At 68.6% G+C, this 19651-nt stretch carries 15 protein-coding genes and 1 tRNA gene; 4 read left to right on the top strand and 12 right to left on the bottom strand.

The window, feature by feature from the left end; genetic code table 11:
- Positions 1-13: 13 nt before the first annotated feature.
- Genes J2X58_RS08730 through J2X58_RS08720 form a run of 3 tightly spaced genes read right to left on the bottom strand, consistent with a single transcriptional unit; the run spans position 14 to position 3361 of the window.
- Entirely contained in the window at positions 14-1042 is a 1029-nt protein-coding gene (locus J2X58_RS08730) for a quinone-dependent dihydroorotate dehydrogenase (RefSeq protein ID WP_310047617.1), read from the bottom strand.
- Positions 1042-1809: a class I SAM-dependent methyltransferase gene (locus tag J2X58_RS08725; protein ID WP_310047615.1), complete on the bottom strand. Its 768-nt coding sequence runs from the start codon at positions 1807-1809 to the stop codon at positions 1042-1044. The genes J2X58_RS08730 and J2X58_RS08725 overlap by 1 nt, the downstream gene beginning before the upstream one ends.
- A 16-nt stretch (positions 1810-1825) precedes the next feature.
- A complete protein-coding gene (locus tag J2X58_RS08720) occupies positions 1826-3361 on the bottom strand; it encodes an aldehyde dehydrogenase family protein (protein ID WP_310047613.1) in 1536 nt (511 codons plus the stop codon).
- 205 nt (positions 3362-3566) lie between these two features.
- On the opposite strand from J2X58_RS08720, the gene J2X58_RS08715 reads away from it, so the two are divergent.
- A complete protein-coding gene (locus J2X58_RS08715) occupies positions 3567-3827 on the top strand; it encodes a hypothetical protein (RefSeq protein ID WP_310047612.1) in 261 nt (86 codons plus the stop codon).
- A 45-nt stretch (positions 3828-3872) separates the two neighbouring features.
- Here the strand turns inward: J2X58_RS08715 and J2X58_RS08710 are convergent, their stop codons facing one another.
- Both J2X58_RS08710 and J2X58_RS08705 read right to left on the bottom strand, forming a co-directional pair.
- Entirely contained in the window at positions 3873-4103 is a 231-nt protein-coding gene (locus J2X58_RS08710) for a hypothetical protein (RefSeq protein ID WP_310047610.1), read from the bottom strand.
- Positions 4104-4129: 26 nt separating this feature from the next.
- The gene (locus tag J2X58_RS08705) at positions 4130-4813 is read right to left on the bottom strand and encodes an aminotransferase class I/II-fold pyridoxal phosphate-dependent enzyme (RefSeq protein WP_310047608.1); all 684 of its coding nucleotides are present in this window, start codon (positions 4811-4813) and stop codon (positions 4130-4132) included.
- Positions 4814-5196: 383 nt separating this feature from the next.
- On the opposite strand from J2X58_RS08705, the gene J2X58_RS08700 reads away from it, so the two are divergent.
- Both J2X58_RS08700 and J2X58_RS08695 read left to right on the top strand, forming a co-directional pair.
- A tRNA-Arg gene (locus J2X58_RS08700) sits at positions 5197-5273 on the top strand.
- Positions 5274-5354: 81 nt separating this feature from the next.
- Positions 5355-6737 carry an FAD-containing oxidoreductase gene (locus tag J2X58_RS08695; RefSeq protein WP_310047607.1) on the top strand — a complete coding sequence of 461 codons (1383 nt, stop codon included), beginning with the start codon at positions 5355-5357 and terminating at the stop codon, positions 6735-6737.
- Here J2X58_RS08695 and J2X58_RS08690 read toward each other — a convergent pair.
- The 5 genes from J2X58_RS08690 to J2X58_RS08670 form a co-directional block, all read right to left on the bottom strand.
- Positions 6715-8145, bottom strand: a complete 1431-nt coding sequence (locus tag J2X58_RS08690; protein WP_310047605.1) for an aldehyde dehydrogenase family protein — start codon at positions 8143-8145, stop codon at positions 6715-6717. The genes J2X58_RS08695 and J2X58_RS08690 overlap by 23 nt on opposite strands.
- Before the next feature lie 73 nt (positions 8146-8218).
- A complete protein-coding gene (xseA, locus tag J2X58_RS08685; RefSeq protein ID WP_310047603.1) occupies positions 8219-9565 on the bottom strand; it encodes an exodeoxyribonuclease VII large subunit in 1347 nt (448 codons plus the stop codon).
- Positions 9566-9639: 74 nt separating this feature from the next.
- A complete protein-coding gene (locus tag J2X58_RS08680; protein WP_310047601.1) occupies positions 9640-11247 on the bottom strand; it encodes a carboxyl transferase domain-containing protein in 1608 nt (535 codons plus the stop codon).
- A gap of 173 nt (positions 11248-11420) precedes the next feature.
- A complete protein-coding gene (locus tag J2X58_RS08675) occupies positions 11421-11804 on the bottom strand; it encodes a hypothetical protein (protein ID WP_090052390.1) in 384 nt (127 codons plus the stop codon).
- Positions 11805-11970: 166 nt separating this feature from the next.
- A complete protein-coding gene (locus tag J2X58_RS08670; protein WP_310047600.1) occupies positions 11971-13146 on the bottom strand; it encodes an acetyl-CoA C-acyltransferase in 1176 nt (391 codons plus the stop codon).
- 230 nt (positions 13147-13376) lie between these two features.
- On the opposite strand from J2X58_RS08670, the gene J2X58_RS08665 reads away from it, so the two are divergent.
- On the top strand, positions 13377-16238 hold the full coding sequence (locus tag J2X58_RS08665; RefSeq protein ID WP_310047598.1) for a S8 family serine peptidase: 2862 nt from the start codon (positions 13377-13379) through the stop codon (positions 16236-16238).
- A gap of 69 nt (positions 16239-16307) precedes the next feature.
- Here the strand turns inward: J2X58_RS08665 and J2X58_RS08660 are convergent, their stop codons facing one another.
- Together J2X58_RS08660 and yccS are read right to left on the bottom strand one after the other, a co-directional pair.
- The gene (locus tag J2X58_RS08660; protein WP_090052399.1) at positions 16308-17465 is read right to left on the bottom strand and encodes an isovaleryl-CoA dehydrogenase; all 1158 of its coding nucleotides are present in this window, start codon (positions 17463-17465) and stop codon (positions 16308-16310) included.
- Between the two features lie 80 nt (positions 17466-17545).
- A complete protein-coding gene (gene yccS, locus J2X58_RS08655) occupies positions 17546-19636 on the bottom strand; it encodes a YccS family putative transporter (RefSeq protein ID WP_310047596.1) in 2091 nt (696 codons plus the stop codon).
- Between the last annotated feature and the right edge of the window lie 15 nt (positions 19637-19651).

The following is a 19651-nucleotide window of genomic DNA, read 5'->3' as shown; positions in this document are numbered from 1 at the left end:
ACCGGTGCGTTGTTCATGCCACGACCCCGCGGCGACGGATTTCGGCGACCGCCTCGGCGATCAGCTTCGGGCCGCGATAGACGAGGCCCGAATACACCTGCACGACCGTGGCGCCGGCTTCCATCTTCCCGGCAGCGGTATCGCCGTCGACGATGCCGCCGACGCCCACGATCGGCAGCCTGTCGCCGACGCGCGCACGCATGGCGCGCAACACCGCGGTGGACTTCGCGAACAACGGCCGGCCCGACAGGCCGCCGGTCTCGCCGGCGTGCGGATGTCCGGCGACCTGGCCGCGATCGATGGTGGTGTTCGTGCAGATCACGCCGTCGATGCCCGAAGCCAGCAGCACGTCGGCGATGGCGTCGAGCTCGGCCTCCGTGAGGTCGGGCGCGATCTTCAGCAGCATCGGCCTGCGCTTGCCGTGCTGGCCGGCGAGCCGCTCCTGCGCGTCGCGCAGCGTGCCGATGAAGCGGCGCAGCGTTTCCTCTTCCTGCAGGTCGCGCAGGCCTTTCGTGTTTGGCGAGGAAATGTTCACCGTGATGTAGCTGGCGAGCGGATACGCGCGCTCGAGGCAGAACAGGTAATCGTCGATCGCGCGTTCGTTCGGCGTGTCCTTGTTCTTGCCGATGTTGATGCCGAGCACGCCGCGGAAGCTCGCCTTCTCCACGTTGCGCACCAGCGCGTCGATGCCGCCATTGTTGAAGCCGAGGCGGTTGATGACGGCCTCGTGCTCGGGCAGGCGGAACATGCGCGGCTTGTCGTTGCCGGCCTGCGGCCGCGGCGTCACCGTGCCGATCTCGACGAAACCGAAGCCCATCGCCGCGAGACCGTCGAGGTGGTCCCCGTTCTTGTCGAGCCCGGCGGCGAGTCCCACGGGATTCGGAAAATCGATGCCGAAGGCGCGCACCGGAAGATCCGCGGGCGGTTTCGCGATCAGGCCGGAGAGGCCGCTGCGCTGGGCGACATCCGAGGCGTAGAGCGTGAGACCGTGGGCCGTCTCGGCGTCCAGGGCGAAGAGCAGGGGGCGGATCAGGTCGTACATCAGGGTCCCGGATGACCCGCGAAGACGCGGGTGTCGTATTCGAAATCGACCGTGCCGCCGTCCTGGGTCGCGTCGAACAGCGACCGCAGCGCGTGGAGCATCGGTTCGTGGTTGGGGTGGCCGGGTTTCGGCGCGTAGGAGGACGACATGAGGCGCCCGAGCAGCGCCTCGTGATCGAGCTTCTGCGCGTGCGGGAACGACGCCATGCCGCGATAGCCATGGCCGAACCAGCGCGTCATCGCGTCGTCGTCCGCGTAGCGCTCGGCGACGCTGACGTAGTCGACGCCGTATTCGTGCAGCAGCCGTTCGTAGCCTTCCAGGAATGGCGTGCCGGTCAGCCGGCGCGAATTCCAGAACACGGCCACGAGACCGCGCGGCGACAGGATGCGCGCGAACTCCGCGCGCACCTTCTCCGTATCGAACCAGTGGAACGCCTGCGCGGCGATGACGAGGTCCGTCGAGCCGTCGGGCAGCCCGGTGGCCTCGGCGGAGCCATCGACGGCGACGAAGCGCGCTTCGTCGCGAAGCCACCGGATGGCGGCGTCGCGCATCTTCGCATTCGGTTCCACGGCGGTGACGCGGTGTCCCGCGTCGAGGAAGAGCTTGCTGGAGATTCCCGTGCCGGCGCCGACATCGGCGACGGTCCAGTCGGGGTTGACGCCGAGGCCATGCAGCCAGCCGACCAGCGCGACCGGGTAGTCCGGACGGTAGCGGACATAGTCCTCGACGCGATCGGAGAAGCGTTCGGTGGAGCGCAGGTCGGCCATGGCGTGGTTCTTCGCGTCAGAACTCGAACTTGATGCCTTGGGCCAGCGGCAGCGCGTCGGAGTAGTTGATGGTGTTGGTCTGGCGGCGCATGTAGACCTTCCACGCGTCCGAACCCGATTCGCGGCCGCCGCCGGTTTCCTTCTCGCCACCGAACGCACCGCCGATCTCGGCGCCGGACGTGCCGATGTTCACGTTCGCGATGCCGCAATCCGAACCCGACGCCGAGAGGTACTGCTCGGCGGCTTTCAGGTCCTGCGTGAAGATCGCCGAGGACAGGCCCTGCGGCACGGCGTTCTGTTCCGCGATGGCTTCGTCCAGCGAATCGAACGGCATGACGTAGAGGATCGGCGCGAACGTCTCCGTCTGCACGACCTCGTCGCTGTTCTTCAGCCCGGTGACGATGGTCGGCAGCACGAAGTTGCCCTTGCGGTCGGTGAGCGCCTTGCCGCCGGTGCGAACCGTGCCGCCGGCGGCCTTCGCCTTTTCGATGGCCGCGAGGTAACCCTGCACGCCTTCGGGGCTGTTCAGCGGGCCCATCAGCGTCGTCGGCAGCGTGGGATCGCCGATCTTCTGCTCGACCTGACCGTAGGCCTTGACCAGCGTCTCGACGACGGTGTCGTGCAGCGAGGAATGGACGAGCAGGCGGCGCGTGGTGGTGCAGCGCTGGCCCGCCGTGCCGACCGCGCCGAACACGATCGCGGGAATGGCCAGCTTCAGGTCGGCGGAGGCGTCGACGATGATCGCGTTGTTGCCGCCGAGTTCGAGGAGGCTGCGGCCCATGCGCTTCGCGACGCGCTCGCCGACCATGCGGCCGATCTTCGTCGAGCCCGTGAAGCTGATGAGCGGGATGCGCCGGTCGTCGACGAAGCGCTCGGCGAGCTCGGTGCCCGCGTCGTTGAAGAGGAAGAAGATGTCCGGGAAACCGCCTTCCTTCAGCGCCTCGTTGACGATCTTCATCGTGGCGATGGCCGAGAGCGGCGTCTTCGGCGACGGCTTCCAGATGCAGATGTCGCCGCAGATCGCGGCGAGGAAGGCGTTCCACGCCCACACCGCGACCGGGAAGTTGAACGCGCTGACGATGCCGACCAGGCCCACCGGGTGCCACTGCTCGTACATACGGTGGCCCGGGCGCTCGGAGTGCATCGTGTTGCCGTAGAGCATGCGGCTCTGGCCCACCGCGAAATCCGCGATGTCGATCATCTCCTGCACTTCGCCGTCGCCTTCCGGCTTGATCTTGCCCATCTCGAGGGCGACCAGCGAACCCAGGGCGTCCTTGTGCCTGCGCAGCGCCTCGCCGCACAGGCGGACGGCCTCGCCACGGCGCGGCGCCGGGGTGGTGCGCCATACTGCGAAGGCGTCCTGGGCGCGCTTGACGATGGTCTCGTAATCCGCGGCGCTCGAGGCGTGCACGGTGGCGACCACCTCGCCGGTCGCCGGGTTGGTGGGGCTGAGCGTCCCGGCATCGGTGGTGCCGGCCCACTGGCCCTGGCCGAGGTACGTGCCGGACTCGCTGCCGTTGAGACCGAGCGCTTCGAGAATCTTGGCTGACATCATGCTTTCCTGTGACGGCGCACCGACGGGATGCCCGCGCGCACGGGTAAAACCGGGATTCTAGCAAACACCCCCTTCACGGCCCGTTGTGCGGCGCGGGACGGATGTCGGCGCCGTGTCTGCGCCGCGGCGACCTTCGACCACCTTGCAAAGACGGGCCCAAGTGCACGCTTTGCCTCAACTTGTCCAGTTGACGGAGTGCCCCATGACACGTGTCTACGAGGTTCCCTACCTCCCCGACGACGGCTCGCGCTGGACGCTTCGCCTCGCCGGACAGCCCGTCGGCACCTTCGCATCGCGCTTCGAGGCGCTGCAGGCGGCGGTCAACCGCGCGTCCGCGGACGGCGGCGACGCCGGCATCGGGGTCGAGGGAGCAGACGGTATCTGGCGGCCCTTTGGCAGCGACGTGAAGCGACCGGAGCGCGTACCGCCCCTGCCGCCCAGACGCCTCTCCCTGGTGCGGTAAGCCGCCTCCGTCTTCCGTCCAGGGATCGGTCGGCCGGGCGCGGCGTCATTCCATGAGGCTTGCCAGCTCTGCGCTGCCGTCGCCGAAAGCCGCGATGATCCCGTCGGCCGCCTGGCGGATGTCCCCGGGAGTGTGCGTCGCCATCAGTTGCAACCGGAGCCGCGCCGTGCCCCGCGGTACGCCGGGGTATTCGACGAGGTTCGCGATCACGCCCCGCGCCGGCAATGCGCGCGTCACGAGGCGTGCGAGCGCTTCGTCGCCGATGGGAACTGGCACGATCGGCGAGCGGTTTCCCACGCAGGTCAGGCCCGCAGGTATTCCTTGACCGCCCGTGAGCGTGTCAGCACGAAGCCGCCGTTCGAGGCGAACGTTTTCGAGAAGCTCCCCATGACCAGGTCGATCCGCCCGGTCATGCCTTGTCGGCCGATGGCACCGAGCCCATCGGCGCCGGTGGCACCGAGGTCGTGGGCGACGTCGACGAGCAGCGTCGCGCGATACGCATGACAGACGTCCTGCAACGCTCGCAGGTCCGGGGTGTCGGAGTCCATCGAGAACAGGGACTCGATGACGACGAGGATCGCGTTTCGTGTGTCGCCTGCGCGGATCGTCGCGAGCGTTCGTTCGACCGCGGCCGTGTCGAGATGGGTCGTCGCATGGACGTTGCGCGTCGCATCCCGCGCGCCGCGTTGCAGGCAGGCATGCGCGCGCTCGTCGAGAACAACGTGATCGTCCGCGTGGATGAGGCCCTGTATCGTGCCGTAACCCGCTGCCCAGCCGGTAGGGAAGAGGACGGCATGCTCCATCTGCAGGTAGTCGCAAAGCGTGGCCTTGCCGTAACTCCACAGCGACCGATCGCGGCGCGCCTGCTGCCAGGCGTGGAAGGGGGCGACGCGCTCGAGCAGGTCGGGTCCCGTCGGGCAGGTGAAATCCTTCACGCTTCCCGTCAGCGCGAGCAGCATCCGATCGCGCTCCATCGCATGGTCCATCGCCTGATCCGCGGAGGCCCTCTCCTGGGACCAGCATGGGCGTATCGCGTGGCGCCGTCCACGCGAATCGGTGTGTAAAAGCGGCGCTTCGCGTCGAGAGGTTCGAGATGGGGCAGATCGGGCCGGATCATCAGCACGGACACCAGCCCTTCGTCGACCAGACTGAAGACATGGTGGATGTGGTGCCCGGGTCGCGAGAGGTACGAGCGACAGGTCGAGCGGGCGACCGTGCGAGCGACCTGACCTTGACCTTCTGACCGGAACCCAGCTGCGCCTGCACTCGCCTCACGGTTTCTTCGAACCGTCGGCGACGGGATTTTGTCCTCACGAGAGGCATCCGGTAGCATACGCACGCCGGCCAGCTCGCCCGGCCGGAATCCCGAGGCCCCGTAGCTCAGCTGGATAGAGCGTCCCCCTCCTAAGGGGAAGGTCGCCCGTTCGAATCGGGCCGGGGTCACCATTCCCGCGTCGCGGCTTCGTGCAAGGCATATTTCCCGCCATCCGTTACGATGGGCGGGTCATCGCCTCCGGAGAAAGCACAGTGGCCCGTACGTTCGACGCCATCATCGTGGGAGCCGGCCAGGCCGGGCCCGCGCTGGCCAACCGCCTCACCGGAGCCGGAAAAACCGTCGCCCTCATCGAGCGCCACCTCGTCGGCGGTACCTGCGTGAACACCGGCTGCAAGCCCACCAAGACGCTCGTCGCCAGCGCCTACGCCGCGCGCCTCGCGCAGCGCGGTGCCGAGTACGGCGTCGGTGTCGGCACGATCACGATCGACATGCCGACCGTCGCGGCGCGCGCCCGGAAGGTGATCCTCGATTCGCGCAAGGGCAACGAGGACTGGCTCGCGGGCATGCCGGGTCTCACGCTGATCCGTGGCCACGCGCGGTTCATCGGACCGCGCCGGATCGAGGTCGATGGCGAGACGCTCGAGGCCGCGCAGGTTTTCCTCAACGTCGGCGGCCGCGCACGCGTTCCCGATTTCCCGGGTGTCGACGAGGTCGATTACCTCACCAACAGCACGATCATTCCGCTCGAGTCGGTGCCGGAGCACCTGATCGTCGTCGGCGGTAGCTACATCGGGCTCGAGTTCGCCCAGATGTACCGCCGGTTCGGTGCGAAGGTGACGGTGGTGGAGCAGGGGCCGCGCCTCGTGCAGCGGGAGGACGAGGACGTCTCCGCCGAGATCCGCGCCTTCCTCGAGGACGAGGGCATCGCGGTGCGTACGGGCGCCTGTTGCATCACGCTCGCGAAACACGCCGATGGCGTGGCGGTGGGCGTCGACTGTACCGAAGGCGCGCCCGTCGTCACCGGCTCGCACGTGCTGCTCGCCGTCGGCCGTGTGCCGAACACCGACGATCTCGGCCTGGACAAGGCGGGCGTCGAGGTGGACAAGCATGGCTACATCGTCACCGACGACCATCTGGCGACGACCGCGGAAGGGGTCTGGGCGATGGGCGACTGCAACGGCAAGGGCGCGTTCACGCACACGGCGTGGAACGACTACGAGATCGTGGCCGCGAACCTGCTCGACGGCGGCGATCGCAAGGTGAGCGACCGCATCCTCGGTTACGCGCTTTACGTGGACCCGCCGCTCGGGCGGGTCGGCATGACCGAAACGCAGGCGCGTGCGAGCGGGCGGCCGTTGCTGGTGTCGAAGCGTCCGATGAAGCGCATCGGGCGCGCGGTCGAGAAAGGCGAGACGTACGGCTTCATGAAGATCGTCGCCGATGCGGAAACGAAGCGCATCCTTGGCGCCGCGATCCTCGGTACCGGCGGTGACGAAGCGATCCACGGCATCCTCGACATGATGAACGCCGATGCGTCGATCGGCACCCTGCAATGGGCGGTGCCGATCCATCCGACGGTGTCGGAGCTGATCCCGACCGTCATCGGCGACCTCAGGCCTCCCGCATCACCATGAGCCGGAGCTCGGTCATGTCCTCGATGGCGTAACGCACGCCTTCGAGGCCGATGCCCGACGACTTGGCGCCGCCGTAGGGCATGTTGTCCACGCGGAAACTCGGGACGTCGTTGATGATGACGCCCCCCTGTTCCAGTTCGTCCCATGCGCGCATGGCGTGGCTCAGGTCGTTGGTGAACACCCCGGCCTGCAGTCCGAAATCCGAGTCGTTGGCGATCGCGAGCGCTTCGTCGAAGGTCATGAAGCGTTGCAGGACCGCCACGGGGCCGAAAGCCTCCATGCGTTGCAGTTTCGCCTCGCGCGGCACGTTCTCCAGCAGCGTGGCTTCGAGCATGCTGCCCTTGCGCCCGCCGCCACAGAGCACGCGCGCGCCGGCCTTCCTCGCCTCGCGAATCCAGCCTTCCAGCCGCTCGGCCGCCGTCTCGTCGATCATGGGCCCGAGGAACGTCGACTTCTTCTTCGGATCGCCCGCCTTCAGTGCCTTCACCTTCGCGACCAGCTTGCGCCGGAGCGCGTCGTAGACGTCTTCGTGGACGAGGATGCGCTGCACGCTGATGCAGCTCTGGCCCGACTGATAGAACGCGCCGAAGACGAGGCGGTCGACGACGGCGTCGAGGCGATCGCCCTGGTCGGCATCGACGATGCAGGCGGCGTTGCCGCCAAGCTCCAGCGTCACCTTCTTGTGGCCCGCGCGAGCCTTGAGGTCCCAGCCGACCAGGCCGCCGGTGAACGACAGGAGCTTCAGTCGCGGGTCGGTCACCAGGGGGTCGGCGTGCTTGCCGTCCAGCGGGAGGATCGAGAACGCGCCGCGCGGCAGGTCCGTTTCGGCGAGCACGTCGCCGATGATCAACGCGCCGAGCGGCGTGCGCTCCGACGGTTTGAGCACGAACGGACAGCCCGCGGCGATCGCCGGCGCGACCTTGTGCGCGACGAGGTTCAGCGGGAAGTTGAAGGGCGTGATGAAGCCGACGGGTCCGAGCGGCACGCGGCGCGTATAACCGTGGTATCCCGCCGATCGCTGCGAGAGTTCGAGGTTGATCGTTTCGCCGTTGATCCGCACCGATTCCTCGGCGGCGATCTTGAACGTCTCGACGAGGCGGGTCACCTCGCCCTTCGCGTCGTTGATCGGCTTGCCGGCCTCGACGCAGAGGGCGTAGGCGAGTTCGTCGCGGCGCTGCGTGAAGCGCGTGACGCAGTGCTCGAGCACCGCCTGGCGTTCGTACGGGCGGAACCGCTTCATCGCTGGCGCGGCGGCGTGCGCGGCGGCGATCGCCTTGTCGAGGGCTCCCTCGTCGGGGAGCGCCACGCGAGTCGCGACCTTGCCCGTGTACTTGTCGACGACGTCGAGTTTGCGGGTCGACTTCACCGCGCGGTTCGCGAGGTAGTAGGGGTAGCTCTTGTCGAGCATGGCGATGCCTCGATGGGGTCGGTATGGCCGGAGTGTCGCGCCTGCGACGTTCATCCGCCGTCGACGCGGGATCTCAGTCCTCGCGGCGGACGTGGATCTCGCCGCTGCCGAGCATGACCCGCAGGAGGTCGCCGACGGCGACGTCGCCGGCACGACGGACCACGGCGTCGCGCTGATCGAACACGATCGCGTAGCCACGTTCCAGCGTCGCGAGCGGGCTCACGGCGTGCATGGTGCGTGCCTGCTGCGCGAGGCGCAGCCGGTCGCGCTCCAGGCGACGTTCGATGGTGGTCGCGAGGCGCTGCCGCAGTTCGGCGAGGCGCACGCGCGGCGGGGTCAGGCGCAGGCGCGGATGCTGCGCGGCGAGGCGTGCCTGCAAGCGTTCCAGGCGCGCGCGGCGGAGATGGTTCGACTGGCCGATGGAGAGCTCGAGCCGGCGGCGCAACGCCGCGAGGCGCTGCGCATCGCGCGCGAGCCGCGCCTGCGGACGCTGCGCCGAAAGACGCGCCTGCCATTGATCGGCACGCTGCGCGGCGGCCTGCAGGCGACGCGACATGACGGTGGCCATGCGCTGGCGCAGGCGGTCGAGCCGGCGCTGCAGGTCGGCGCGGTCGGGCACGAGCAGTTCCGCGGCGGCGGATGGCGTGGCGGCGCGAAGATCGGCGACGAAGTCCGCGATGGTGAAATCCACCTCGTGGCCCACGGCGGAGACGACGGGCACCGCGCTCGCGTGGATCGCCCGGGCGACGGTCTCGTCGTTGAACGCCCAGAGGTCTTCGAGCGAGCCGCCGCCACGGGTCACCAGCAGCACGTCGTAGCGATCGCTCGCCGACGCGCGTCGCAACATCGCGGCGATCGCCGGCGGTGCCTCGCGTCCTTGCACCGGCACGGGCAGGACCTCGACCTCGGCGAGCGGGCAGCGCCGGGCGAGCACGCTCAGCACGTCGCGGATCGCCGCGCCGGAAGGCGAGGTGACGACGCCGATACGGCGCGGGAAGGCGGGCAGGGCGCGTTTGCGCTCGGGCGCGAACAGGCCCTCGGCACCGAGTCGCGCCTTGAGCTGCTCGAATTCGCGCTGCAGCGCGCCTTCGCCGGCCGGCTCCATGTGGTCGGCCACCAGCTGGAACTCGCCGCGCGCTTCGTAGAGGCCGACTTTCGCGCGCATCAGCACGTGCATGCCGTCGACCGGACGGAAGCGCAGCCGCGAGGCGGCCGTGCGGAACATCGCGCAGCGCACCTGCGCGTTGGCGTCTTTCAGGGTGAAATACACGTGTCCCGACGCGGGGCGCGCCACGTTGGACAACTCGCCTTCGATCCAGACGCCCATCGGCAGGGCGTCCTCCAGCAGATCGCGCACCAGCCGGTTCAGGCCGGAGGGCGTGAAGATCTCAGCGGGCGCGCGGTCGTCGAAGGCGGACATGGGTCGACGAGGGTATCACGGCCGGAGGGAATGTCGATGGGGCGGGGACTTAGGTGACATTCCTCAGGTGTCGGCTACATCCGGAACACACCGAAGCGTCCCTGTTCGATCGGCGCGTTGAGCGACGCCGAAATCGCCAGGCCGAGCACGCGGCGAGTGTCGGCCGGATCGATGATCCCGTCGTCCCACAAGCGGGCGCTGGCGTAGTACGGATGGCCCTGCTTCTCGTACTGCTCGCGCACCGGCGCCTTGAAGGCTTCTTCGTCTTCCTTGCTCCACGAACCGCCACCGGCCTCGATGCCGTCGCGGCGGACGGTGGCCAGCACCGACGCGGCCTGCTCGCCGCCCATCACGCTGATGCGCGCGTTGGGCCACATCCACAGGAAGCGCGCGCCGTACGCGCGTCCGCACATGGCGTAATTGCCGGCGCCGAAACTGCCGCCGATGACGACCGTGAACTTGGGCACGTGGGAGCAGGCGACGGCGGTGACCATCTTCGCGCCGTCCTTCGCGATGCCGCCGTTCTCGTACTTGCGGCCGACCATGAAGCCGGTGATGTTCTGCAGGAACACGAGCGGCACGTTGCGCTGGTTGCACAGTTCGATGAAGTGCGCGCCTTTCTGCGCCGATTCGCCGAAGAGGATGCCGTTGTTCGCCACGATGCCGACGGGGTAGCCGTGGATGTGCGCGAAGCCTGTGACGAGCGTCTTGCCGTAGCGCGCCTTGAACTCGTGGAACTCGGAGTCGTCGACGAGGCGCGCGATCACCTCGCGGATGTCGAACGGGCGGCGGGTGTCCTCGGGAATCACGCCGTAGAGTTCTTCCGCCGCGTAGCGCGGCTCCACGGGCGCGCGCACCGCCAGCGGCTGTTTCTTGACGCGGTTGAGCGAGCCGACGATGTCGCGCGCTATCGACAGCGCGTGCGCGTCGTTCTCCGCGAAATGGTCGGCGACACCCGAGACCGACGTGTGGACGTCCGCGCCGCCCAGCGCCTCGGCATCGACGACCTCGCCCGTCGCGGCCTTCACCAGCGGTGGGCCGCCCAGGAAGATGGTGCCCTGCTCGCGGACGATGATCGTCTCGTCGCTCATCGCGGGCACGTACGCGCCCCCCGCGGTACACGAGCCCATCACCACGGCGATCTGCGGAATGCCCTGCGCGCTCATGCGCGCCTGGTTGTAGAAGATGCGGCCGAAGTGCTCGCGGTCGGGAAACACCTCGTCCTGCAACGGCAGGAACGCGCCGCCGGAATCCACGAGGTAGATGCAGGGCAGGCGGTTCTCCATCGCGACTTCCTGCGCGCGAAGATGCTTCTTCACCGTCATGGGGAAATACGTACCGCCCTTGACCGTGGCGTCGTTCGCCAGCACCACGACCTCCTGGCCCATCACGCGGCCGATGCCCGCGATGACGCCGGCGGCGGGCGCCGCGCCGTCGTACATGTCGTGCGCGGCGAGCGGCGCGATTTCGAGGAACGGCGAGCCCGGGTCGAGCAGCGCGCGGATGCGCTCGCGCGGCAGCAGCTTCCCACGGGCGACGTGCTTTTCGCGCGCTTTCGCACCGCCGCCTTCGGCCGTGCGCCGGAGCGTTTCGCGAAGATCGTCGGTCAGGCTACGAAGGCGCTGGCTCGCCGCATGGTAATCGGCCGAGCGGGTATCGAGCTGCGAGGTGATGATGGGCATGGAGGCGTTCGCGCGAGGACGAAACGCGAATGATAGCGGGCGGCGGCTAATGGAGAACGTTGCGGCGCGGCAATGCTCGGGGGATGGGAGATGGGAGGTGGGAGCTGGCGATTGCAAAAGAAACGGCCACCCGAAGGTGGCCGTTTCCTGATCCAACATGCAAGCGCGAGGGCTTACTTCTTGGAATCGTCCGCAGCGCTCTTGGCGTTGTCGGCAGCGTCCTTCGCCTGGTCGGCCGACTTTTCAGCCTGGTCGGCGGCGTTGGAAGCGGCGTCCTTCGCGGCGTCGGAAGCGCCACCGGCGGTCGAAGCCGAAGCGGCGGCCTGGGCCTGCGAAGCGGCGTCCTTGGCCTGCTCAGCCGACTGCTGAGCCTGGTCGGCAGCCTGGTTGGTCGCGGCGTTGGCCGACTGGTCGGCGGCCTGCTGGGCCTTGTCCGCCTGCTGCTGGGCATCTGCAGCCGACTTCTGGGCGTCTTGCGCGGAATCCTGCGCGCCGTTGCTGCAAGCTGCCAGAAGCGCGACGAGCGCAGAGGCGAGAAGGGTACGCGTCAAATTCATTGTGGTTCTCCTTAGCCGTGGAATGCCGTTAGGCGGGCGTATTAATAGCTCAGTTCTAATTGCTTAGCTATATGAGGGGCCGTGTCGCTTCAGGGGGCATTAAAGCCCATGCACATGGCGTGATTCTTTTCCTGAAACGTTCCGCCTTATGTCGTAGACATCCGGTTCACACCAGTTCGATGGCGATCGCCGTTGCCTCGCCGCCACCGATGCACAGCGCGGCGACGCCCCTTTTTGCCCCACGTGCCGTCAACGCATTGAGAAGGGTCACCACGATCCGGGCGCCGCTGGCGCCGATCGGATGACCCAGCGCGCAGGCGCCGCCATGCACGTTGACCTTGTCGTGCGGCACGCCGAGTTCACGCATGACGGCCATCGGCACCACGGCGAACGCCTCGTTGATCTCGAACAGATCCACGTCGCCGGCCTTCCAGCCGGCCTTGTCGAGCACCTTCGAAATGGCGCCGACCGGCGCGGTGGTGAACCACTCCGGCTCCTGCGAGTGCGTGGCGTGGGCGACGATGCGGGCGAGCGGGGTGACGCCGCGTGCCTTCGCGTCGTCCGCGGAAAGCAGCACGAGCGCCGCGGCGCCATCGGAGATCGACGACGAGCTCGCCGCGGTGATCGTGCCGTTTTCCTTGCGGAAGGCGGCGCGCAGCGTGGGAATCTTCGCGACGTCGGAGCGGCCGGGCTGCTCGTCCTCGGCGAAGTCCTGCGCGCCCTTGCGGCCCTGCACGGTCACGGGAACGATCTCGTTGGCGAAGGCGTTCGCCTTCTGCGCCGCCTGCGCGCGCTCGACCGACGCGATCGCGTAGGCGTCCTGTTCTTCGCGGGTGAAGTGGTACTTGTCGGCGCACTGCTCGCCGAAGATGCCCATGGCCTTGCCGTCGTACGGATTGGTGAGTCCGTCCCACGCCATGTGATCGACGAGCTGGCCGTCGCCGTAGCGAATGCCCGTGCGCGCCGCGACCATGTGCGGCGCGTTGGTCATCGACTCCATGCCGCCGGCGACGACGATGCTCGCCGAACCGGCCTTGATCAGGTCGTGGCCGAGCATCAGGGCCTTCATGCCGGATCCGCACACCTTGTTGATGGTGGTGCATCCGGTGGCGGTCGGCAGACCGGCTTCGAGCGAGGCCTGGCGGGCGGGCGCCTGGCCGAGGTTGGCCGGCAGCACGCAGCCCATGATCACTTCGCTGACGTCGGCGGGCGCGATGCCGGACTGTTCGAGCGCGGCCTTGATCGCGATGGAGCCCAGCTTGGGGGTGGGGACGCCCGTGAACTGGCCAAGGAAGGAACCGATGGCGGTGCGCTTGGCACCCGCGATGACGATGTCGGACATGGTGACTCCGTGATGCTCGGAAGGCCGCCCGATCGGGCGGAAAACCGTTCGAGTATCGCAAGCCGGCCGGTGGCGGGGCAATCTGCGCCGCGGCATGGCGGCTCCGTGCGCCAGCGCACGGATCGGGAAGGAGGGGGTTGATCTTTTTCTCAAATCTTGTGGCACCATTCTCCCAAGGGGTGCCCACGGATCGCGGGCACGGACATTGATGTCGGGGTCAGGGGAAAAACATGAACACGGTGCAGCTTCCGCGTCGGCGCGAACTCGCGCTCGCCATTTGCGTGAGTATCGGTCTGACCGCCTGCGGCGGCGGCGGAGGCAGCGGGGGCGTCCGCAGCTCGAACATTCCGCGCGACTCGGTGCCGTCGAACAACCTCCCCGCGGATGCGAATACCAATTACAACATCCCGAAGACGCCGAACACGCCCTCGTCGCCCGGCACCTCCATCAAGCAGCCGCCGATCGACGTCCAGATCGCCGCGACCAACGTCAAGCCCGCGCACGATGCCGGCTTTACCGGCGCGGGCGTGACGATCGGCATCGCGGATTCGGGAATCAACCCGAACAATCCGGCGCTCGCCGGGCGCGTCGGCAAGCAGTTCAACTATGTCGACCCGTCGAAGAACAACCTCGCCGTACCCGACGTGCTGGGCCACGGCACGTTCGTCGCCCAGGTGGCGGCGGGGCGGCCGGTCGGCCAGTTCGTCGGTGGCGTCGCGCCCGACGCGACCCTGGTCTCGGCGCGCATCATCGCCGACAAGGAACCGACCGACGACGGATCGGGACAGGGCAACAAGGTGACGTCCTCCGACCCTCTCGATGACGTGAACGACGACCTGCGCAGCGCGGGCGCGAGCATCATCAACAATTCCTGGGGCGGCATCTACTGGGCCGAGAGCGACACGGAGACCACGGCGAATTTCGCGGACGCCTATCTCGCCGCCAACTTCGGTTTCGCGTTGTTCGTCTTCGCGGCGGGCAACAACGGGCAGGCCGACCCGTCGACCATCGCCAAGCTGCCGAGCCTGTCGAGTGGCCTCGAGCATCACTGGATCACGGTGGTCGCGCTGGACAGCGACGACACCACGAAGATCGCCTCTTACTCCAATCGCTGCGGTGTGGCGAAGAATTACTGCATGGCCGCCCCGGGCACGGTCATCGTCACCTCGCCCGACAGCACCGCCGACAAGGTTGGCTACGTCTATGGCGCCGGTACGTCGTTCGCGGCGCCACAGGTGTCCGGCGCCGCGGCCGTGGTGTGGCAGGCGTTCCCGGGTCTGTCGCTGGAGGGTGTGCGCGATGTGTTGCTCGGTACCGCGGACGATCTCGGCGATCCGGGCCCGGACGCCGTGTTCGGCTACGGCCGCCTGAACGTCGGACGCGCGGTGCGTGGTCCGGCGAAGTTCGACTGGGGCGACTTCCAGATCAACGTTGACGTCCAGGACCAGACCTTCGCCAACGACATCTCGGGAGCCGGCGGTCTGGTCGCGCAGGGCGACGAACGCCTGACCCTGAGCGGCAACAACACGTACCAGGGCAAGACGACGGTCCGGTCGAGCCTGACGCTGGAAGCCTTGCATGGCATTCCCGGTGCGCTCGATGTCCAAAACAGTGCGACGGCGATCGTCCACGGCGACATCGGGGGGGACACGAACGTCTCGGCGACGCTGCAAACCGCCGGGACCAGCACGCACATCAACGGCAACTACACGCAGACCGCCACGGGGCGGCTGTCGCAGCTGCTGGGCGCGCCGCTGATCGTGAGCGGCACGGCGTCGCTGGCAGGCAACTTCTACGTGGCAGGCGCCGTGCCGGGCTACGTGCCGACGGCGCACCAGCAGGTGCTCACGGCGCAGTCGGTCAGCGGCACGTTCACCAGCACGACGATGGCGCCGCTCGTCTTCCTCAGCGCGACGCTGCAGTACCTGCCGACGGAGGTCTGGATCGATACCCGAACCCTCAGCGTCAGCCAGGTCGCCAGCACCACCATGACGCAGTCGGCGGCGGCGCAGTCGTCGGCGCAGCGCCTCGACGGAGCATTCCAGCAGATCGACCGGAGCCTGGCGAATCCGGCGGACAACGGCACGTCGTTCGCGACGGGCACGCTCGTCGCGGCGGGCGGCATCCAGCAGTCGCGCGACACGGCGACGGCGCGCGCCTCGCTCGAATCGCTCTCGGGCCAGCTCTACGCCGCGAGCACGGCGGTGACCCTCGCCGGCATCGAGGCGGGCAACGACGCGCTGATGAGCCACCTGGACAGCCAGGGTGCGGGCGGCGCGTGGATGCAGTCGCTGGACGGGCAGGGCGGCCTCAGCCGCTCGGGCTTCGGCAACGTCGGCTTCCAGCTCAACGGTGGCCTGGCGGGTAACGACATCCGCATCGGCAGCAACGGCTTCGCGGGCGTCGCGTTCGCGCAGATGCAGAGCAACGGGCAGCTGTCGGGCAACTTCGATCGCCAGCGCAACCGTTCGACCGAAAGCATGCTCTACGCCGGCTCGCGTGGCGCCAACTGGTACGGCGTCGGCCGGCTCGGCTTCGGCAACTTCCGCGGGAACACGCAACGCCTGCTGCGCTTCGGCGATCAGGCCGCGTTCGCCGGCGGCGACAACACCGGGCACTACAACGTCGCTTACGGCGAGGTCGGTTATCGTACGGATGCAGGCGCGTTCTCGCTGACGCCGTTCGCCAACGTGCAGTACGCCAGCATCCGTCGCGACGCCTTCGAGGAAACGGGCGGCCAGGGCTTCGGCCTCAGCGCGAACGGGCAGACGACCTCGCGTTGGCAGGCCGGCTTCGGCCTGCGCGCCGGCGCCTCGTGGTTCACGTCGATGGGCAAGCTGCACCTCGATGCGAAACTCGGCTGGCAGAACGCGTTCGCCACGAAGGGCGAAGTGTTCTCCGCGCGTTACACCGGCATCGCCCAGTGGGCGCCGGTGGACGGCATCGGTCTGTCGCGTCGCGCCGGCACGGCGGGCATGACGCTCGGATGGGACGTGAGCGACCGGACGCAGGTCGGGTTCGACGTGGACCAGCGCTTCGCGGATCGCGATCACGCGCGCTCGGCGAGCGCGACCTTCCGGATGAAGTGGTAAGTCGAAAATCGGATGTGGGAAGCCCGCGAGCGGGCTTCCCACAGGACATCGGTTATCGCATCGGTCGTTTCAGGACTTGCCGTGGAACAACTCGCGGCCGATCAGCATGCGACGGATCTCGTTGGTGCCGGCGCCGATCTCGTAGAGCTTCGCGTCGCGGAGCAGCCGGCCGGCCGGGAATTCATTGATGTAGCCGTTGCCGCCGAGCGCCTGGATGGCCTCGAGCGCGACCTGCACCGCGTTGGTCGACGCGTTGAGCAGGCAGGCGGCGGGATCGATGCGCGACTTCACGCCGTTGTCGAACTGCTGGGCCACCATGTAGGCGAAGCCACGCGACGATTGCAGCGCGGTGTACATGTCCGCGACCTTCGCCTGCATCATGCCGAACGTGCCGATCGGCGCGTTGAACTGCTTGCGCTCGCGCACGTAGGGCAGCACCAGATCCATGGCCGACTGCATGATGCCGATCGGGCCGCCGGAGAGCACGAGGCGCTCGGTATCGAGGCCGCCCATCAGCACGCGCACGCCCTCGTTGACCTCCCCGACGATGTTCTCGGCGGGAATCTCGCAGTTGTCGAACACCAGTTCGCAGGTGTTCGAACCGCGCATGCCGAGCTTGTCGAGCTTCTGGGCGGTGGAGAAGCCCTTCATGCCTTTCTCGACGATGAAGGCGGTCATGCAGCGGCTGCCCGCGGGACGCGGCGCCGTGCGCATGTACACGAGCAGCACGTCGGCGTCGGGGCCGTTCGTGATCCACATCTTGCTGCCGTTCGCCACCCACACGTCGCCGACGAGTTCCGCGTGGCAGCTCATCGAGCCGACCACGTCCGATCCGGCGCCCGGCTCGCTCATCGCCAGCGCGCCCACCCACTCGCCGCTGGCGAGTTTCGGCAGGTATTTGCGCCGCTGCGCGTCGTTGCCGTTGTGGTAGATGTTCTGCACGCACAGATTCGAATGCGCGCCATAGGAAAGACCCACGGACGCGGACGCGCGCGAGATCTCCTCCATCGCGATCATGTGGGCCAGGAAGCCGAGGCCGGAGCCGCCGAACTCTTCGGGAATGGTCACGCCAAGAAGGCCCATGTCGCCGAACTTGCGCCAGAGGTCTTCCGGGAACACGTTCTCGCGGTCGATGCGGTCGGCGCGCGGCGCGATCTCCTTCTCCGCGAAGGCGTGCACGCTTTCGCGCAGGAGGTCGAGGTCTTCACCGAGGGAGAACGGACGCATGGATGCAACTCCGGGGTAAGCGTGGAAAAAGCTACCCATCGTAGCGTGGGGCGGCCGTCAAGCCACGGCGCGTCGCAGCATCAGAGGGGCGGGAGGGCGGCCATCCGGTCGTGTATCTGGGTCAGCAGGCGGCACTGGGCGGTGAACAGTCGCAGCGCGTCGGGAGCGTCGGCACCCTCATCGGCGACGCTGGCGCCATCCATCGGAGCCTCGGGCGTGCCCGCCCGCACGTGTTCCGCCAGCGCATCGAACCGATGGGCGATCGCGGCGGCGAGCGCCGTGGCCGTCGCGGCGTCCGCCGCGGGCAGCGCCTGCCGGTGCGCGCCGAGCGTCGACAGGTGCGAGAGCCCGGCCTGGAGCTCGGCCACGAGCCGCAACCCCCGCTCGCCCCGCTCGCGCGGATGGCCCGGTTCGGCGAGCAGTTCCGCGACGTTTCCCGCGACGGCTGCCTGGGTGGCATGGGCGTCGCGCCGCGCGACGCGGTAGGGCAGGTCGTCCGCGCGGCCGTCCACGTACTGCGTCGCGATGGCTTGCAGGTAACGAGCGTACGCCAGTAGCGCGTCGGCGACGATGTCGTCGAGCCGGCGGACGCGCCAGTCGGGCAGCACGTAGTGGAGGACCGCGACGGCGACGAGCGCCCCGAGGAGCGTGTCCAGCAGGCGCGGGCCGATGGCCGCGTAACCCGCGCCGACGAGATCGAAGCAGAGCAGGACGAACAGCGTGATCACCGCTGTCGCCGCGGTATAGCGGCGCAACCGGAACGCGAAGAACGCGGCGCCGGCGGCGACGATGACCGGCAACCGCCACTCCCCGCCCGGCAACAGGCGCAGGAGTGCCCAGCCGACGACGAGGCCGATCGTCGTTCCGGCGATGCGCTGGAGGGTGCGCCGGCGCGTGGCGCCGTAGCTGGGCTGGCAGACGAAGAGCGTGGTCAGCAGCACCCAGAATCCATGGCCGGGATGCAGCGCCTGCACCAGCGCATAGCCGGCGAGCATGCCGGTCGTGAGGCGGACGGCGTGGCGGAAATGCATCGAGCGCCGGTTGAGCCGGACGCGGATGCGCGCGAGCGCTTCGCGTGGCGAGGCGGGTTCGCCGTCGTGCAACGCGTTGTCCGCGTCCGCGCGCAGGCTGCCGTCGTTGCCGAGCTCGGCCTGGAGTCGTTCCATGTTCGTCAGCAGCGCGGACAAGGCGTCGTCGACGGCCCGGTCGTCGTGTGCGCGTGCACGGTGCCAGGCGATCGCATCGCGCACGTCCGCGAGCGCGGAGTCGGGCAGGGCGATGGAAGCGATCGGGGCGCCGCGGCGGATCGCATCCGCGCGGTCTCGGCAGGCGATGGCCTGCAGGCGCAGCAGCCGTCCGAACCGGAACATGACGTCGCTGTGGTAGAGCGCCGCCGCAAGTTCGTCGTAGGGGTAGTGCGACGAACTGATCCGCTCGTGGATGTCCTGCGCGACGAAGAACATGGCCAGCCGGGCCGCGGCGCGCCCACGCGGCTGGCGGCGTCCGATGCGGTCGACCAGCGCGCCGCGCGCCGCCGCCAGCGCGTCGACCGTCTCGCGGTTGCGGCGCGCGAACGTCACCGCGAGGCCATGCCGATCGAGGCCGTGCACGGGTTCGAAGAGCGCGGCGCGCGCCTCCATCAGGTTCGCCAGCGAGCCGAACAGCCGGGCGAGCGCGTGGCGCACGGCACGGTGCGGCGCCATGACGCTCCACAGCAGCGAGAGCAGTCCATACCAGGCCGCACCGGCGAGGATGGCGAGTACCTCGCGCCCGTCCCCCGCGGCGTCGGACGCGATCATCGCGTAGACCGAGAGGATCAGGGTGGCGGTCGCGATGGTGGCGTAGCGCCCGCTCGCGGCCCCGAGCATCACGAGAAGGAACGTGCCGAGGCCGAGCACCAGCGCGAAGAGCAGCGGTGTCGCGATGGTGGCTTCGACCAGCGCGGCCGCGGCGGCGAAGCACAGCAGCGTGACGGCGAGGCCGCGCAGGCGTCCGCGCCACGCGTCGTCGGTTTCGGCGAGCGCGCAGGCGATGGCGCCGAGCAGCGCGGGAACGATCGCCGTCGCCGGTCCGCGCGTGGCGCACCAGACCACGATGCCCGTCAGCGCGAGGGCGACGCGGACGACGTCGGCGAAGCGGTCGGATTCGGCGAGGGAGCGAAGGGAGCGCATGGCCCTAGCTTAGGC

The organism is Luteibacter sp. 3190, assembly GCF_031456385.1.
Taxonomy (GTDB): Bacteria; Pseudomonadota; Gammaproteobacteria; order Xanthomonadales; family Rhodanobacteraceae; genus Luteibacter.
The sequence above is the reverse complement of the archived record's forward strand: the minus strand, read 5'-3'. Positions and strand labels throughout refer to the sequence as shown.